This is a genomic window from Actinomyces sp. (genome assembly GCF_030524025.1).
Lineage (GTDB): Bacteria > Actinomycetota > Actinomycetes > Actinomycetales > Actinomycetaceae > Actinomyces.
Map to the genome: position 1 here is coordinate 123,247 of NZ_JAUNHI010000002.1, position 16,059 is coordinate 139,305.

At 70.2% G+C, this 16,059-nt stretch carries 15 protein-coding genes and 2 pseudogenes; 3 read left to right on the forward strand and 14 right to left on the reverse strand.

What is annotated here, in order from left to right:
• Window positions 1–142 precede the first annotated feature (142 nt).
• The 13 genes and pseudogenes from Q4C85_RS01675 to iolC form a co-directional block, all read right to left on the reverse strand.
• Window positions 143–1,600: a sugar porter family MFS transporter gene (locus Q4C85_RS01675; RefSeq protein ID WP_303138940.1), complete on the reverse strand. Its 1,458-nt coding sequence runs from the start codon at window positions 1,598–1,600 to the stop codon at window positions 143–145.
• A gap of 219 nt (window positions 1,601–1,819) precedes the next feature.
• Complete coding sequence (locus Q4C85_RS01680) at window positions 1,820–2,386, reverse strand: sugar phosphate isomerase/epimerase (protein WP_303138942.1); 567 nt, start codon at window positions 2,384–2,386, stop codon at window positions 1,820–1,822.
• A gap of 152 nt (window positions 2,387–2,538) precedes the next feature.
• Window positions 2,539–2,913 carry a myo-inositol 2-dehydrogenase gene (locus tag Q4C85_RS01685; protein ID WP_303138944.1) on the reverse strand — a complete coding sequence of 125 codons (375 nt, stop codon included), beginning with the start codon at window positions 2,911–2,913 and terminating at the stop codon, window positions 2,539–2,541.
• Window positions 2,876–3,172, reverse strand: a complete 297-nt coding sequence (locus Q4C85_RS01690) for a Gfo/Idh/MocA family oxidoreductase (RefSeq protein ID WP_303138945.1) — start codon at window positions 3,170–3,172, stop codon at window positions 2,876–2,878. The genes Q4C85_RS01685 and Q4C85_RS01690 overlap by 38 nt, the downstream gene beginning before the upstream one ends.
• A 98-nt stretch (window positions 3,173–3,270) precedes the next feature.
• A complete protein-coding gene (locus Q4C85_RS01695; RefSeq protein ID WP_303138946.1) occupies window positions 3,271–3,588 on the reverse strand; it encodes a hypothetical protein in 318 nt (105 codons plus the stop codon).
• A gap of 390 nt (window positions 3,589–3,978) precedes the next feature.
• Complete coding sequence (locus Q4C85_RS01700; RefSeq protein WP_303138948.1) at window positions 3,979–5,472, reverse strand: CoA-acylating methylmalonate-semialdehyde dehydrogenase; 1,494 nt, start codon at window positions 5,470–5,472, stop codon at window positions 3,979–3,981.
• A gap of 167 nt (window positions 5,473–5,639) precedes the next feature.
• Window positions 5,640–5,972 (reverse strand): DsrE/DsrF/DrsH-like family protein, encoded by a 333-nt coding sequence (locus Q4C85_RS01705; protein WP_303138949.1) that lies wholly within the window; start codon window positions 5,970–5,972, stop codon window positions 5,640–5,642.
• Between the two features lie 79 nt (window positions 5,973–6,051).
• Window positions 6,052–6,192: pseudogene (locus tag Q4C85_RS11725) on the reverse strand (hypothetical protein); the annotation flags it as partial.
• Window positions 6,189–6,458, reverse strand: coding sequence for a hypothetical protein (locus Q4C85_RS01710; RefSeq protein WP_303138950.1), 270 nt, complete (start codon window positions 6,456–6,458; stop codon window positions 6,189–6,191). The gene Q4C85_RS01710 and the pseudogene Q4C85_RS11725, both read right to left, overlap by 4 nt.
• Window positions 6,455–8,359: a 3D-(3,5/4)-trihydroxycyclohexane-1,2-dione acylhydrolase (decyclizing) gene (iolD, locus tag Q4C85_RS01715; protein WP_303138952.1), complete on the reverse strand. Its 1,905-nt coding sequence runs from the start codon at window positions 8,357–8,359 to the stop codon at window positions 6,455–6,457. The genes Q4C85_RS01710 and iolD overlap by 4 nt, the downstream gene beginning before the upstream one ends.
• 49 nt (window positions 8,360–8,408) lie before the next feature.
• On the reverse strand, window positions 8,409–9,302 hold the full coding sequence (gene iolB, locus Q4C85_RS01720; RefSeq protein WP_303138954.1) for a 5-deoxy-glucuronate isomerase: 894 nt from the start codon (window positions 9,300–9,302) through the stop codon (window positions 8,409–8,411).
• Between the two features lie 17 nt (window positions 9,303–9,319).
• The gene (locus tag Q4C85_RS01725; protein WP_303138956.1) at window positions 9,320–10,198 is read right to left on the reverse strand and encodes a deoxyribose-phosphate aldolase; all 879 of its coding nucleotides are present in this window, start codon (window positions 10,196–10,198) and stop codon (window positions 9,320–9,322) included.
• A gap of 1 nt (window position 10,199) precedes the next feature.
• Window positions 10,200–11,192 carry a 5-dehydro-2-deoxygluconokinase gene (gene iolC / locus Q4C85_RS01730; RefSeq protein WP_303138958.1) on the reverse strand — a complete coding sequence of 331 codons (993 nt, stop codon included), beginning with the start codon at window positions 11,190–11,192 and terminating at the stop codon, window positions 10,200–10,202.
• Between the two features lie 227 nt (window positions 11,193–11,419).
• Here iolC and Q4C85_RS01735 point away from each other — a divergent pair, with 227 nt between their 5' ends.
• From Q4C85_RS01735 to iolG, 3 genes are all read left to right on the forward strand, one after another.
• Complete coding sequence (locus Q4C85_RS01735) at window positions 11,420–12,166, forward strand: GntR family transcriptional regulator (RefSeq protein ID WP_303138960.1); 747 nt, start codon at window positions 11,420–11,422, stop codon at window positions 12,164–12,166.
• A gap of 164 nt (window positions 12,167–12,330) precedes the next feature.
• Entirely contained in the window at window positions 12,331–13,419 is a 1,089-nt protein-coding gene (locus Q4C85_RS01740; protein WP_303138961.1) for a transaldolase family protein, read from the forward strand.
• A 107-nt stretch (window positions 13,420–13,526) separates the two neighbouring features.
• On the forward strand, window positions 13,527–14,516 hold the full coding sequence (gene iolG, locus Q4C85_RS01745) for an inositol 2-dehydrogenase (RefSeq protein WP_303138963.1): 990 nt from the start codon (window positions 13,527–13,529) through the stop codon (window positions 14,514–14,516).
• Between the two features lie 107 nt (window positions 14,517–14,623).
• Here the strand turns inward: iolG and Q4C85_RS01750 are convergent.
• A pseudogene (locus tag Q4C85_RS01750) lies at window positions 14,624–15,541 on the reverse strand (LacI family DNA-binding transcriptional regulator); the annotation flags it as partial.
• Window positions 15,542–16,059: the final 518 nt, after the last annotated feature.

The following is a 16,059-nucleotide window of genomic DNA, read 5'->3' on the forward strand; positions in this document are numbered from 1 at the left end:
CCCACTGGGGGACGCGAGACCACCCCCTCGCCGACCGGGACACGGCCGCTCGCCCCGTCGACACCGAGGTGACGACGGGGCGAGCACAGGCGTTGAGCGCGTACCCGGGACGGGGCCCCTGGCCGGGCACGCGGGGGCGGGACTACCGCTTGCGACGCTTGAAGATCTCGCCGCTCATGACGTCGTTCTCCAGCTGCTCCAGCGTATGGCCCTTGGTCTCAGGCACGAAGGCCAGGACGAAGAGGAAGGCGACGGCGTTGAGGACGGCGAAGATGACGAAGGACATCGACAGTCCGATGGCCGCGATGACGCTGGCGAAGAACAGGCCCAGGAAGGAGTTGGTCATCCACAGCACGAACACCGACAGCCCCATGCCGAAGGCGCGCATCTTCAACGGGAAGATCTCCGAGAGCGTCACCCAGGTGGCCACGTTGAGGCACAGCTGCATGGAGCCGACGAAGAACACGATGAGCGCCAGCAACACAAAAGGCTTCACATTGCTATCCGGCAGCAAGCCGGCTGCGGCAGCGATGAGCACGTGCGTGACCGCGACCAGGCCGTAGCCCCACAGGAAGGTCTTACGGCGCGAGAACCGGTCCATCATCTGCAGGGCAACGATTGCGGCGATGACCGAGATGGCGGCGGGGGCGATGTTGGCGATGAGGGCCGCGCCCGTGCTGAAGCCGGACTCCTCCAGGACCCTCTCACCGTAGTAGAGGATGGAGTTGATGCCGGTGGTCTGCTGGAAGAAGCCGATGCCGCAGCCGATGAGGACGATGCGCACCAGGTTCTTGTTGGAGAAGATCTCCGAGAGCGACATGTTCTCGCGACCGGCCTCCTCCTTGCTGGTGGCCTCGATCTCCTCCAGCTCGGGCTTGGCGCGCCCCTCAGGCCTGAGACTGTCGAGAATCTCGAGGGCCTCCTCCTCGCGCCCCTTGTCGGCCAGCCAGCGCGGCGACTCGGGAAGTCGGGTGACCCCCAGCAGCAGGACGATCGCGGGGACAGCAGCGAGCGCGAACATGACGCGCCACACCCACGGGTACTGGTCGCCCCAGACGTTGCCGATAATGGCGTTCATGACGATGGCCAGGAGCTGGCCGGTCACGATCATCATCTCGTTGCGGCCGGCCAGGGAGCCACGAATCTCGTAGGGCGCGAGCTCGGCCAGGTAGACCGGCACGACGACGGAGGCCGAACCCACAGCCAGGCCCAGGATGATGCGACCGCCGGCCAGGATGGGCAGGTTGTCGGCGAGGACGACGATGACCACGCCCACGATGAACAGGGAGGCCATGACGGTGATCGTGGACTTACGCCCGATCCTGTCGGAGATCCGTCCCCCGGTCAGGGCGCCGACTGCACTGGCGAACAGCAGTGAGCTGACCGCGATACCGAGGCCGAAGTTGGTCAGGTCTAGCTGGTCGGGCCGGACCATGAAGCTCTGGGCGCCGTTGATGACGCTGGTGTCGTAGCCGAAGAGCAGACCGCCCAGTGTGGCAATCAGGGCGACGACCGTCAGACGGGCGCGGTAGGGACCCGGCGTGAGCGGGGGCAGCTTGACGGCACCGCTTGGTGCGGCGGCAGTTGGACTGTGCGACACAGTGACTCCTTTGTCGGTTCGAGAGGTGTGCTGACGCTAACGAGTTGAGCGACCATATGACAGGACAAATCCTGTCGAGTGACTTGAATCGGACCCACTCCTACGCGCCGAGCCCGCAGCCCTGATCACAGGTCTTGGGGCACTCGGTGCCGGAGTCAGGTCCATGAGGAGACGAGATGCGGGCTGGCCAGCGGCGCACGAGGCGACCAGCTCCAGGACTCAGGCGCCCAGCTCGGCGTTCAGGCGCGCCAGCGCGGCCTTGTTGTACTCGTCGGCGCGCTCGTGCCACCCGAAGATACACACCGACACAATGCCATCGAAGCCGACCTCGCACAGCGCGGGGAAGACCTCGTCCCACGGGACCTCACCCATGCCGATGGCATTGTGCTGGTGGACGGTCACGTCGGCGCCGGGAGGGTTGATGATGTAACGGTTGCCACCGTTGGCGCGATGGTTGAAGCCATCGGCGACGTGCACCTCCAGGGCGTCGGCGAGCTCGAGCAGGCGCCGCCAGTCGCGCACCTGCGCCTGGCGCTCGGCCTCATCGGGCGAGGACCAGTTGAACACGGGGTTGAGGGTGCGCACGGCCACCCCGCTGTCCCGTTGGGCCTTCCGCAGCTCCTCGATGAAGGCGCGGTCCGCCTTGGGGTAGTGGTGCCACAGGTGGAACTCGTGGTTGGGAGACAGCTCGACGAACCGGAACCCCAGCTCAGCCGCCTTGTGCAACGTGTCCGCGGTGGACATCGTCGCGTAGTACATGTTGGGATCGAGGGCGATATCAACCATCGGGTGTCCTCTCAGGGTGTCGACGTCGGCGTCGATGAAGCGAGTATGTCATGACAATATGCGGATGTACAGGCCCAGTTCTCACAGGTTGCCGATCGAGCCGCGACCAGGGGCGGCTGGGCCCCGCGCGGGACCCAGCCGCCCCTGAGTGATCAGGCATAGAAGTCGGGCCGGTCGATCATCTCCATCGCAACCTCCCGGCCGCCCTCGTCCAAGGAGGTCAGGGCGGCGTCCACGACACAGGTGGCCGCGTAGCCGTCCCAGGAGGTCGAGCCGGCGTGCCGATCGGCCGCCACAGCATTGATCCACTCCTGAACCTCGCGGTTGAAGGCCTCCTGGAAACGGTCGATGTGGGACTGGCACATGGCGTTGCGGTTGCCCGCCGAGTCCCTGACATGCACCTTCTCCTGGTCGCCCAGGCGGACGGTGCCCGCCTCCATGACTAGCTCGCACTCGATGGAGTAGCCGAACTGGATGTTGACGTTGACCTCATCGTCGACTAGCATGCCCGAGGCGGTCTTGGCCACGAGGACCAGCGGGTCCTGGAGGTGGTCGAAGCGCCGCGAAGTCGCGCGGGGCGTGCCGAGGGGCGTGGACCTTGCCGAAGGTCGCGATGATGACGGCATCGACCTCGGGGTCGGCGATGAGCTCGGCCGAGTAGGTGTAGGCGGTCGCGCCGTAGGGCTCGGCGGCCGAGCGGGCGGCCTCGGCGTTGATGTCCGCCACCGCCGCGATGCGCGCTCCGGCGAGGTCGTTGTGGATGCGCGCCAGGTGGGCGCGGCCCATACCGCCCGCGCCGATGAGTCCGATACCGAGGGTCAGGATCTGTCTCCTTGCGTGTTACTCGGTCAGGGGTGTGTCTGTGGATCGCCTGGGGTACCGGATCAGGCCGGGCCCAGGCCGCACTCGGCCAGGTAGGTGCGCATGTTGATGGCGTTGGGCTTGGGGAAGGCGGGGTCGCAGGGGTAGCAGTCCTGCTCGCAGATGCAGTAGATCTCCTTGTCGAGCCCGGCCAGGGCGTCCACGAAGGCGTGCATCTCGGGCAGGCCGGCGGGCGGACAGACCGAGGCGCCCTTGGTGACCGCCTCCCCGAAGGGCCAGTCCTTCTCGTGGGCCTCACGGGTGATCTCCTCGGGGGTCTCGATGTGGGAGTCCCCGTGGGGGTGCAGGACCATCTTGAGCCCGTAGTCCTCCAGGAGCATCCGGCCCAGGGCGTTGGCGTGCTCGACGTAAAGCCTCCACGCCTCGGGGCTCAGGACGCGGTCGTCGGTCCACTCCCAGGTCGTGTCGTCGTCTCTTCTGGGTCAGGGTAGATCCGAATCGTTTCGGATCGCTGCCAGTCTATTTGCTCGACAACCGCCTGGTTAGAGTTTGTGCGGACAAGTTGCTGCGGCTGTCTGCGCGCCCCGGGGAGCCTCTCAGCCCCCGTCACGCCGCCCGCCCGCACGCGCCCGGGCCCGGGACCCACGCCACCGACACGACCGTCCCCCGGGGCGCACCAGGCACCCCGGGGGACGGATCAGATACGGATCGGACACGGATCGGTACGGATCGGATGAGGTGTCGCGAGCCCTCTGACGGGCCCGCCGGGCTCACTCCTCGCGCTGGAAGGACATCGTGGCGGCGAAAGTCTTCTCGCTGGGCCAGCGGGAGGTGACGGCCTTGGCGCGGGTGTAGAAGCGCACGCCCTCGGGGCCGTGGATGTGGGTGTCGCCGAGCAGCGACTCCTTCCACCCGCCGAAGGAGTAGTAGGCCACCGGGGTGGGGATCGGGACGTTGATGCCGACCATGCCGGCCTCCACGTCGAGCTCGAAGCGCCGGGCCACACCCCCGTCGTTGGTGAAGATGGCCGCGCCGTTGCCATAGGGCGAGGAGTTGACCAGCGCGATGGCCTCCTCGTAGGTGTCGGAGTGGACGATGGCCAGCACCGGCCCGAAGACCTCCTCGGAGTACAGGGAGGAGTCCAGGGGGACCTCGTCGACGACGGTCGGGCCCAGGAAGTGCCCGCCCTCGTAGCCGGGCACGACCAGGCTCCGCCCGTCCAGGACGACCCGGGCGCCGCGCGCCTCGGCGTCGTCGATGAGCGAGACGATGAACTCCTTGGACTTGGCGTCGATGACCGGGCCCATTTCGACGCCCTCATCGAGGCCGTGGCCGACCTTGATCCGTTCGGCGTTGGCCCGGACCTTCTCGGCGAGCTCGGGCCCGCAGCCGCCGACGGCCACGACCACCGGCAAGGCCATGCAGCGCTCGCCGGCGGCCCCGAAGGCCGCGGCCGTGATGTGCTGGGCGGCGAAGTCCAGGTCCGAGTCGGGCATGACGATGGCGTGGTTGTTCGCCCCGCCCAGGGCCTGGACGCGCTTGCCGTGGCTGACGCCGGTGTCCTGGACGATGTGCGCCACCGGGGTCGACCCGACGAAGGAGATGGCGTCGATGCCGGGGTGCTCGAGCACCTTGGTCACCATCGTCCGGTTGCCCGACACGACGTTGAACACCCCGTCGGGCAGGCCGGCCTCCTTGTACAGCTCGGCGGTGAGCAGGGCCGCCGAGGGCGTGGCCGATGCCGGCTTGAGGATGAAGGCGTTGCCGGTGGCGATGGCCACCGGGTGCATCCACATGGGAACCATGGCCGGGAAGTTGAAGGGGCAGATGCCGGCCACGACGCCCACGGGCTGGCGCAGGGTGTGGATGTCGACCCCTGAGGAGATGTCGTAGGAGTACTCGCCCTTGAGGGCCAGGTTGATCGAGGTGGCGAAGTCGAGGGTCTCTCGCCCGCGCTGGACCTCGCCGACGGCGTCGGAGTAGTTCTTGCCGTGCTCGGCCACGATGAGCCGGGCCAGCTCGTCCTCATGGTCCAGGACGAGCTGGCGCATGCGGAACATGATCGCCGTGCGCTTGGCCAGGGAGACCTTGGCCCACGCCTTCTGTGCCCGGCGGGCGACCTCGACCGCGTGGTCGAGGTCGGCGTCGGAGGCCTGGAGCAGCTCGGCCTCGACCTGGCCGGTGGCGGGGTTCTCGACGGCGAAGCGCCCGATCGGAGCGCCCTCGTAGTGCTGTCCGTCGATCCAGTGGGTGATGGTCCTCATCGTCATTGACTCCTCAGCCTCCTCAGGCCTCGCGCGACTCCTCGGTGATGGACGGGCGCCCACGGCGCAGGCGCCCGCCCCGCTCGCCCACCTTAGCGCGGGACCGACCCGGGACCAATGTCTTTGTCAGCACATTTCGTGCTCTGCTGCCGTGACGCGGGGCGGCCTCAGATGAACAGGTTCATGTTCGTGCGGTCGTTGTCGTTGAGCATCGTGGCCACGCCCCCGATCTCGACGCCGTCGATCAGCTCCTCGGCAGTGATCCCCATGATCTCCATGCTCATCTGGCAGGCGGTCAGCCGCACCCCGGCCTCCTGCGCCGAGGCGGCGATGTCCCGGGCGAAGCCGGGATCGGTGGCCACGACCTGCAGGCACTGGCCGTCGGCCAGGTCCTTGACGGCCCGGGCGACCTCGACGATCGGGCCCGGGCAGCTCATGCCGCACAGGTCGAGCGCGATGGTCGCCCCGTCGGACGGACCTCCACCGGCGGTGGCGGGCACCGGATCCAGGCTCGGCGTCGACCACCACCGCGCGACGCGGCGCGCGACTCTCGATGAAGTCCTTGATGCGGTCGGCGTCCGGGATCGTCCACAACGTGAAGACATTGTCGGCCCCCAGCCCCTCCAGGGCCGGCAGGACCGGTGAGGCCCCGGTGGCCAGGATCAGCTTGTCGTAGACCTCGGTGTAGACCTCGCCGGTGCGCAGGTCCTTGACAGTCAGCGTGCGGGTGACCGGGTCGAGGGGTTAGCCAGGCTGAGGTCGCGCACCTCGACGGCGTAGGTGGCCTCGATCTGCTCCTTGGAGGACACGAGCAGGGAGTCGCGCCGCGCGATATCCCCGCCGACGTAGTACGGCAGGCCGCAGCTGGCGTAGGACAGGTACTGGCCCTTGTCGATGAGCAGGATCTCGGCGCTCTCATCCAGCCTGCGGATGCGGGCGGCCGCTATGGCACCACCGGCCGGTGCCGTTGACCGGCACGGGCTCACAGGTAGTGGCGCTGCGGACGGCGGTCCTCGGTGTAGCGCTCGTAGGCCTGCTGGGTGGACTCCAGGCGGGAGACCCCCGAGACCGGCACGTCCCACCACGACGAGCCCGGGGGGTTGGGGCCGTAGAGGTCGGTCTCGATGTGGATCATCGCCGCCTCCTGGCCGGCCTGGGCCGCGGCGTAGGCCTCCTTGAACTCCTCGATGCTCGCCACCCGGTAGACCTTCAGTCCCCAGGACTCGGCGTTGGCCGCGATGTCGACCCCGCGGACGGCCTCGGAGTCCTCCAGGTGCGTGCCGGCCCCGCGCTGACGGTACTTCGTGCCGAAGCGCTGGGAGCCGCGGGACTCCGACAGGGCGCCGATGGAGCAGAATCCGTGGTTCTGGAGCAGGACGTAGATGACCTTGATGTTCTCCTGGACGACCGTGGCCAGCTCCATGGGCAACATCTGGTAGGTGCCGTCACCCACGATCGCCACGACCTCGGACTCGGGCCGGGCCAGCTTGCAGCCCAGGGCGGCGGGGATCTCGTAGCCCATGCAGGAGAAGGCGTACTCGACGTGGTACTGCACGGGCGTCGCCGCGCGCCACAGCGCCTGGAGGTCCCCGGGCATCGAGCCCGCAGCGTTGATGACGATGTCCTCATCCCCCATCATCTCGTTGAGGGCGCCGAAGACCTCGGTCTGCGCGGGCAGCGGGCCGTGGCCCAGGTGGAAGCAGCGGTCGGTGGCCCGCGCCCAGGCCTCCTTCTCGGCGGCGACCTCACGGGAGTACTCCGCGCTCACGTGGTAGTCGCCCAGGGCCCGGCCCAGCGCGACCAGCGCCTCACGGGCATCGGCCACCACCATCTCGGCGCTCTCCTTGGCGGCGTCGAAGGGCGTGATGTTGATGTTGACGAAGCGCACGCCCGGGTTCTTGAACTGGGTCTTCGAGGCGGTCGTGAAGTCGGAGTAGCGGGTGCCGATCCCAATGACGAGGTCGGCCTTGTCGGCGATGTGGTTGCCCGAGTCTCCGCCGGTGGAGCCCACGCCCCCGATGGAGCAGGGGTGGTCGTGGTTGATGGCGCCCTTGCCGGCCTGGGTGTCGGCCACTGGGATGCCCGTAGCCGTGGCGAAGGCGCGCAGCTCCTCGGTGGCCTCGGAGTAAATGGCGCCGCCCCCGGCGATGATCATGGGGCGCTGGGCCGCCTTGATGAGGGCCACCGCCCGCTCCAGGGCGGCGGGCTCGGCCGGTGGACGGCGCACGTGCCACACCCGCTTGCGGAACAGCTCGACCGGCCAGTCGTGGGCCTCGGCCTGGACATCCTGGGGCATGGCGATGACGACCGCGCCGGTCTCGGCCGGGTCGGTCAGGACCCGCATGGCGCTGAGCAGCGAGGGGATGAGCTGCTCGGGCCGGTTGACCCGGTCGAAGAAGCGCGACAGGGGGCGGAAGGCGTCGTTGACGGTGAGGTCGAGGGTCGTGGGGTCCTCGAGCTGCTGAAGCACGGGGTCGGGCACCCGGGTGGCGAACTGGTCGGAGGGCAGCAGAAGGACCGGGACGCGGTTGGTCGTGGCCAGGGCGGCCCCGGTGACCATATTGAGGGAGCCCGGGCCGATCGAGGCGGTGACCATATAGGTCGACATGCGGTTGCGGACCTTGGCGAAGGCCGCCGCGGCGTGGACGGCGCCCTGCTCGTTGCGGGGCATGATGTAGGGCATCTCGGCCTCGCCCTCGACGGGGGCCACCTCGTTCTGCAGGAGGGCCTGGCCGATGCCCGCGACATTGCCGTGCCCGAAGATGCCGAAGGCGCCCTCGATGAGCCGGTGCTCGACACCGTCGCGCTCGGAGTACTGGTTGGACAGGAATCGGATGGTCGCCTGGGCGACGGTCAGGCGGATCGTGCCTGCGTAGGCCTCGTTCACGGTGCGTGCTCTTCTCGGGTCGTGGATGAACAGGGGATCTGGGCGGGTCTCAGCGGGTCATGGGCAGGCGGGGGTCGATGTCCTGTTCCTCCCAGGTCCCCCGGATCCAGTGGTGGGCGGGGTCGTCGGGGGCCAGCCACACGAGGTCCTCATCGGGGCCGGCCATGACGTTGAGGTAGTACATGTCGTAGCCGGGGGCGGCCACACAGGGGCCGTGGTAGCCGTGCGGGACCAGGGCGACATCGCCGTGGCGGACCTCCGCGCACAGGTCGATGGGCCGCTCGGGGCTCGAGGCGTAGGTCCGGTGCAGGCCGAATCCGGGCTCGCCCCCGGGGCCGGGGGCGATCTCGAAGTAGTAGATCTCCTCGAGCTCGCGCTCATCGACGCCCTTGGCGTCGTGCTTGTGCGCCGGGTAGGACGACCAGTTCCCCCCGGGGGTCAGGACCTCGCAGCACAGGAGGTGAGAGGTCTCGACCCCGTTGTTGAGGGCGTAGTTGTTGACCTGGCGCGAGCAGTCCCCCGCCCCGCGCAGGTCGGTGCGCACCTGCTCGCGGCCGAAGTAGCGCACCGGCAGGTCGCGCACCGCCAGTGCCGAGGGCAGGGCGATGCGCCCGCCTTCCGGCGAGTTCAGGGTCACCGAGCTGCGGCGGGGCACGTAGAGGTAGTCGGTCGTGGCCGCGAAGACCCCGGGGCGGCCGGCCAGCTCGTGCCGGGCGCCGCCGACCTCGACGACGGCGCCGCCGACCAGTGGCAGGACAAGCAGCTCGGACTCGCCGGTCTCCAGCTCCACGGCCTGGCCCGCCTCGAGCTCGGCGACCCGCAGCCCGCAGTACGTCCATCCCGCATCGGCAGCCGTGAGGTCGACGGACAGTGGGCCGCCGCCCGAGGAGCCGGCACGGATGTGGATGCCGGTGGCGGGCGGGGCGGGTGGGGTCGTGCTCATATTCGTCTCCTCTTCACTCACGAGAGCAGTCCTACGGTGTTGTCAACGGCGGCGGCCACGTCGTCGTCGGGTGGGAAGAGCAGGGACCGTCCGATGACGAGCCCCTTGACGGTCGGCAGGGCCAGGGCCCGGGCCCACGAGGCCCGCGCAGCCGCGGCGTCCGGCCTCACGGCGCCGCCCAGGATGAGGGCGGGCAGGGTCGAGGCCTCCATAACCCGCTCCATCTGCTCGACCGCCGGGAGCTTGAGCCAGGTGTAGGCGCTGGTCGCGCCCAGGCCCGAGGCGATGGCCATCGAGCGCATGACCGCCTCGGGGCTCAGGTCGTTGACAACCCGGCCCCCCTCCCACCGGGAGATGAAGGGCTCGACCATGGCCATGACCCCGGCTCGGGCCAGCTCGTCGACCGCGTGGGCGCAGGCGGCCATCGTCGCCACGGAGCCGGAGTCGGTGTCGTTGATGCGCAGGAGCATCTTGCCGCCGTCGAGCCGGGAGCCCACGATCCCCGCGGCGTCGTAGCCGGTGAAGCGGTCATCCATCTCGAAGGAGGAGCCGGCCAGGCCGCCCCGGTTCATCGAGCCGTAGACGAGCTTGTTGTCCAGCGCCCCGAGCAGGGCCAGGTCCTCAATGAGGTCGGCGGTGCCCAGGAACCCGTGGACCCCCGGGCGCGAGAGGGCCTCGACGCAGCGCGCCAGGATCTCCTCGCGCGAGGCCATCGCCAGGGGGTTCCCGCCTGCGGCCAGTGCCCCACGTGCGGGGTGGTCGCAGGCGATGATCATCAGCTTGGCCCCGCCCCCGGGCATCTGTCCACGGGGGCGCTCGGCCAGCGTCCGGGCGATCCTCTCGGGAGCGCCCGCGCGGATCTCGATGATCCGGTCGGTCAGCGGCGTCCGCCCCATCTCACAGTCCCTCCAGCTCGGGGGCGCAGCGCTCGCGGTGGACCCGCATGAGAGAGAGCAGCTCGGGCTCGGTGGGCATCGCGGTCGAGCACTCCAGGCGCGAGGAGACGATGGCGCCCGCCGTCGAGGCGGCGAAGACGGTCCTGGCCAGCGACCAGCCGGACAGCAGCCCGTGGCACAGGGCGCCCCCGAAGGCGTCACCGGCACCCAGGCCGTTCTTCGTCGTCACCGGGGTGACCGGCATCTCGACCCGCTCCTCGCGGGTCTTGGCCAGGGTCCCCGCCAGCCCCTGCTTGACCACCGCGAGCTCGACCCCGGCCTCCAGGAGGGCGTCGGCGGCGCGCTCGGGGTCGGTCTGCCCCACGGCCACGCGGCACTCCTCGCGGTTGCCGATCGCGACGGTCACCTTGGGCAGGATCGCCGAGACCTCCTCATGGGCCACCGTCTCATCGGGCCAGAAGTTGGCGCGGAAGTCGAGGTCGACGATCGTGTGCGCGGCGCGGGCCCGGGCGTCCAGGGCAGCGTGGTGGGTGGCGCGCGAGGGCTCCTTGCTCAGGCCGGTCGCCGAGACCCAGAAGATGCGGGCGTCCCTGACCGCGCCCAGGGGCAGGTCGTCGGTCGTCAGCTCCAGGTCGGGTGCCGAGGGCTCGCGGTAGAAGTAGAGGGGGAAGTCGTCGGGCGGGAAGATCTCGCAGAAGGTGACCGGGGTGTTGAAGGCCGGCTTGGTCACGACATAGTCGTCGTAGACGCCCAGGCGGCGCATCTCGGAGCACACGAAGCGGCCGAAGGGGTCGTCACCCACTCCAGTGATGACCGCCGAACGGTGACGGTAGCGGGCGGCGGCCACCGCGACATTCGTCGGGCTGCCGCCCAGGAACTTCCCGAAGGACTCCACGTCCTCCAGCCCCACCCCGACCTGCAGGGGATAGATGTCGACTCCGCAGCGCCCGATGGTCAGCACGTCGAGCGGCGGGGTGCTGGTGGCTGCGGTCATGCGGTTCATCCTTCCCTGTGCCGCGCCGTCGAGCATCGACGGGGTCTGGGGGCCCGATCCCGCGGGGCGGGCTGCGGCGCCCTCAGGCAGAAGACTGCCTCACGGCGAGACGAAGGTCAACATCTTTGTCCGAACAAATTGTGTCGATTGTGGTTGCTCGGGAGCCGAGGCGGGATGGCCGCCGAGCGGGACGTATGATGGTACAGTCCCAGCACCGGAGGTCCAGGATGTCAGACGATCCGTACAGGCTCGAGGTCGTGATCGACCGCTCCAGCTCCACACCCTTGCACGCCCAGATCTCGGACCCCCTGGCCGCACTCATCCTCGACGGAACCCTCCCGCCCGGAACCCGCCTCGAGGACGAGATCTCCATGGCCAGGCGACTGTCGGTCTCCCGCCCCACGGCGCGCCAGGCCCTCCAGCACCTGGCCGACCGCGGCCTGGTCTCGCGCCGCCGGGGAGCCGGGACGGTGGTCACCTCCCCGCACGTGCGCCGGTCGATGGAGCTGTCGAGCCTCCTGTCGGACCTGCGGGCGGCCGGCCACGAGGTCTCCACCCAGGTGCTCAGCTACGACCGGCGCCCGGCCACCGCGGAGGAGGCCGAGCACCTCGACGTCCAGCCCGGGACGCAGGTCGTCCTCATCAGCCGGCTGCGCCTGGCCGACGGCGAGCCGATCGCCCTGATGACCAACCTCCTGCCCGGGGACATCGCCCCCGAGCTCGAGGAGCTGAGGACGGCCGGGCTCTACGACCTCCTGCGCGAGCGCGGGGTCGTGCCGACCACCGCGACCCAGGTGGTCGGGGCGCGCAACGCCACGGCCAAGGAGGCCGAGCTCCTGGCCGACAAACGCCGCGCCGCGCTCCTGACGGTGGAGCGCACCGCCTATGACCGCAACGGCCGGGCGGTCGAGCACGGCACCCACCTCTACCGTGCCTCGCGCTACACCTTCGTGACCACCCTGTTCACCTCCTGAGCCCCGGACGGCACCACGGCCGGGAATCGGGTCACTGCCCGGTCACACTCACTACTTTGTCCAGACAAAGAGTTGACAGAGGATCCCCTGGCGGCCTTCAATGGAGGCCCAGGCCGCCCCGGTGAGGACGCCGGGCGGCAGAGCCTGAGACCTGGAGCCCACTGATGAGCACGCTGAAGAGCACCGAATACACACCCGGCCCCCTCCTGACCGCCGCCCGCACGACACCGACAGCCCTGTGGAACGACTCGGCCGACCCCGACGAGCTGCGCCAGTCGATCGCCTTCGGCGGCGTGGGCGCCACGTGCAACCCCACGATCGCCTACACGTGCATCAACCAGAAGAAGGAGCGCTGGCTGCCCCGCATCGCGCAGATCGCCCGGGAGCGGCCCGAGGCCTCCGAGTCCGAGATCGGCTGGCAGGTCGTGCGCGAGATGTCCATCGAGGGCGCCGCCCTGTACGAGGACATCTTCGAGGAGCACCGGGGACGCAACGGCCGCCTGTCGATGCAGACCGACCCGCGCCTGGCGCGCTCCGCGACGGCGCTGGCCGACCAGGCCGAGGAGTTCTCCCGGCTCGCCAAGAACATCATCGTCAAGATCCCGGCCACGAGCACCGGGATCGAGGCCATCGAGGAGGCCACCTACCGGGGGGTGTCGGTCAACGTGACCGTCTCCTTCACCGTCGCCCAGGCGGTGGCCGCCGGCGAGGCGATCGAGCGGGGCCTGGCCCGCCGCGAGGCCGAGGGCAAGGACGTCGCGACCATGGGGCCGGTCGTCACGATCATGGTCGGACGCCTTGACGACTGGCTCAAGATCGTGGCCAAGCGCGAGCAGCTCTTCCTCGACCCGGGCCATCTGGAGTGGGCAGGCGTGGCGGCCTTCAAGCGCGCCTACCAGGAGTTCCAGGCCCGCGGCCTGCGCGCCCGGCTGCTGTCGGCCGCCTTCCGCAACGTCATGCACTGGTCCGAGCTCGTCGGCGGCGACGTCGTCATCTCCCCGCCCTTCGCCTGGCAGACCCTCATCAACGCCTCGGACTACACCGTCGAGCCCCGGATGGACCGGCCCGTGGACCCCGGCATCATGCGGACGCTGCTGTCGATCCCGGAGTTCGTCCGCGCCTACGAGCCCGAGGGCCTGTCGATCCCCGAGTTCGACACCTTCGGGGCCACGGTGCGCACGCTGCGCGGCTTCCTGGCGGCCGACGCCGACCTCGACGCCCTCGTGCGCGACGTCATCATGCCCGAGCCGTGAGCAGACGCCCACGCCCCGGCGCCGGCCGTCGTTGACCGGCCCGTCGACCGTCACTCCATCCACACCCTCGAACGCACCACCTCCACCACGACGTGAGGAGACCTGCCTTGCTCAGGATCGCCATCATCGGGGCGGGCCGCATCGGCCACGTCCACGCCGCCACGACCGCCGCCCATCCGGAGGCCCAGCTCACCCTCGTGTGCGACCCCGCCGGGGACGCCGCCCAGGCCCTTGCCGGGTCCTACGGGGCCCGGGCATGCACGCAAGCCGAGGACGTCTTCGCCGACCCGCAGGTCGACGCCGTCGTCATCGGCTCCCCCACCCCCCTGCACATCCCCCACCTCCTGGCCGCCGCGCGCGCGGGCAAGGCGGTCCTGTGCGAGAAGCCGATCGCGCTGAGCATCCAGGACGTCGATGCTGCCAGGGCCGAGCTGGAGTCGGTGACGACTCCGGTCATGTTCGGCTTCAACCGCCGCTTCGACCCCTCCTTCGCCGCGGTGCGCGCCGCCGTCGAGGCCGGTCGCATCGGCGCCCTCGAGCAGCTGACGATCATCTCGCGCGACCCCGCCGCCCCGCCGGTGGAGTACATCAAGGTCTCGGGAGGCATCTTCCGCGACATGACCATCCACGACTTCGACACCGCACGCTTCTTCCTGGGGCCGATCACGGAGGTCCACGCCTTCGGCCAGAACCTCGACCCCGCGATCGCGGCGGCCGGCGACTTCGACGCGGCGGTGGTGACGCTGCGCGCGGCCTCCGGGGCGGTGGCGACCATCATCAACAACCGCCACTGCGCCGCCGGCTACGACCAGCGGCTCGAGGCCTCAGGACCGGACGGGGCGCTGCTGGCCGAGAACATCCGCGCCACGACCGTGCGCCTGTCCAACGCGCAGGTCACCGACGCCCAGGAGCCCTACCTCGACTTCTTCCTCGAGCGCTACGCCGATGCCTACCGGCTCGAGCTGTCGGCCTTCATCGAGGCGGTCGAGTCCGGCTCGGCGGTCAGCCCCACGATCACGGACGCCATCGAGGCCCTGCGTCTGGCCGAGGCGGCCACCCAGTCGGCGCGCACCGGCGCCCCGGTGCGCCTGGGCTGACCCTGCCGGGCCCGGCGGACGCCCGTGCGTGGGTCGACAACGCACTCGGCACCCCCGGGGCCGGCGACCTCGCCGCCCGGGCACGCCGGCCGGCCCGCGGAGCACGGGAGGCGCTCGGCCAGGCGCCGCAGGGCGGTGTCGGCCAGCGCCTCGACGTCCTGGCGCACCGTGGTCAGGTCGACGGCCGAGACCCCGGCCAACGGGATGTCGTCGTAGCCGGCCACGGCGACGTCCTGGGGCACGCGCAGCCCCCAGCGGCGCAGCTCGAGCAGCGCGCCCAGCGCAGCATGGTCGTTGTAGCACAGCAGCGCCTGGGGCATCGCGCCGCGGCCCACCAGGTCGGACACCGCCCGGATGCCGGCCTCCTCATCCTCCCCGCCGGGCAGAACACGCCCCGGCAGGCCCCGGGCGGACATCGCGGCCCGGAAGGCCCCGGCGCGCAGTGCGGTGCAGGAGGCGCCCGCCCCATCGAGGTGGACGAGGTCGCGCCGCCCCGTGGCCAAGACGTGCTCGACCAGGGCGGTCATGCCCGCAACGTCGTCGGAGCGCACGGCATCGACACCGGCGGCCGGGCTCTGGCGGCACAGGAAGACCAGCGGCAGCCCCGCACAGGCCGCGGCAAGGGCCTCATAGGGGATCCGGGAGTCGACCACGACGATCCCCTCGCAGCGGTCGCGCACGAGGCCCCGCACGCCCTCGACCTCACCGTGGTGGGCACTGGCGGCGGTCAGGCTCAGGCCGTGCCCGCGCTCGCGCACCGCGCGGTGGAGGGCGTCGACGAGCTGGACCTGGAAGGCCTGGCCCGCGACGCAGCTGACCCCGACGATGCCGGTGTGAGCGGCCCGCAGCAGCCTGGCACGCGGGTCGGCCTCGTAGCCGAGGTCGGCCGCCACCCGCAGAATCCGCTCGCGGGTCGAGGCCGCCACGCCGGGCGCCCCGTTGAGGGCGGCCGAGACGGTCGAGATCGAGCGTCCCGCCTCCCGGGCCACCGTGGCGATCGTGACCCGTCCACCTGCCCCTGCCATGAGTTCCCCCTCTGCGCGCTCCAGCACCACGATCGCACCACCATCCTGTCACGCCGAGGGGAGGCAGGTCACACCGGCCCGGGACTCATGTCGCCCAGCCCGCGCCCCTCCCCACTCCTTGGGCTCGACTCTCGTGCGCCGCCACGATGCCGGTAGGTGGACAGTTCGCGCTGGACCCCGAGATCGGGACTTATGGCACCTCGAGATCGGTAGATATGGCACCTCGAGATCGGGACATATGGCAAGGCCGGGTGCCGGCCCGACGGTCGCGTCCCTGGGTCTGGTGCGGGCCGCAACTGGCACTCATGGAGCGTTGTCAGCGGTCCTCAGGCGACCTGGGCGCAGAAGAATCCGCGTGACGCCGCGGGTCGTCGTCGGGCAGGAGGTGGGGAGCGGGTGATGGTGGTCCGCAGGGACACCTTCGCCCGCTCCGACCATCCTGTTGCTCCCCACCAGCCCGCTTGGCGGTCGCCACCCGGGGACGCTGCGGCCGGCTCTGGCACGCACGCACACCGGCA

Coding starts and splice junctions, on each gene's coding strand:
- Q4C85_RS01690 (WP_303138945.1), bottom strand. CDS start 3,172: ATGGGCCGCGCCCACCTGGCGCGCATCCACAACGACCTCGCCGGAGCG.
- Q4C85_RS01725 (WP_303138956.1), bottom strand. CDS start 10,198: ATGGGGCGGACGCCGCTGACCGACCGGATCATCGAGATCCGCGCGGGC.
- Q4C85_RS01735 (WP_303138960.1), top strand. CDS start 11,420: ATGTCAGACGATCCGTACAGGCTCGAGGTCGTGATCGACCGCTCCAGC.
- iolC (WP_303138958.1), bottom strand. CDS start 11,192: ATGACCGCAGCCACCAGCACCCCGCCGCTCGACGTGCTGACCATCGGG.
- Q4C85_RS01740 (WP_303138961.1), top strand. CDS start 12,331: ATGAGCACGCTGAAGAGCACCGAATACACACCCGGCCCCCTCCTGACC.
- Q4C85_RS01700 (WP_303138948.1), bottom strand. CDS start 5,472: ATGAGGACCATCACCCACTGGATCGACGGACAGCACTACGAGGGCGCT.
- iolB (WP_303138954.1), bottom strand. CDS start 9,302: ATGAGCACGACCCCACCCGCCCCGCCCGCCACCGGCATCCACATCCGT.
- Q4C85_RS01680 (WP_303138942.1), bottom strand. CDS start 2,386: ATGGTTGATATCGCCCTCGATCCCAACATGTACTACGCGACGATGTCC.
- Q4C85_RS01695 (WP_303138946.1), bottom strand. CDS start 3,588: ATGCTCCTGGAGGACTACGGGCTCAAGATGGTCCTGCACCCCCACGGG.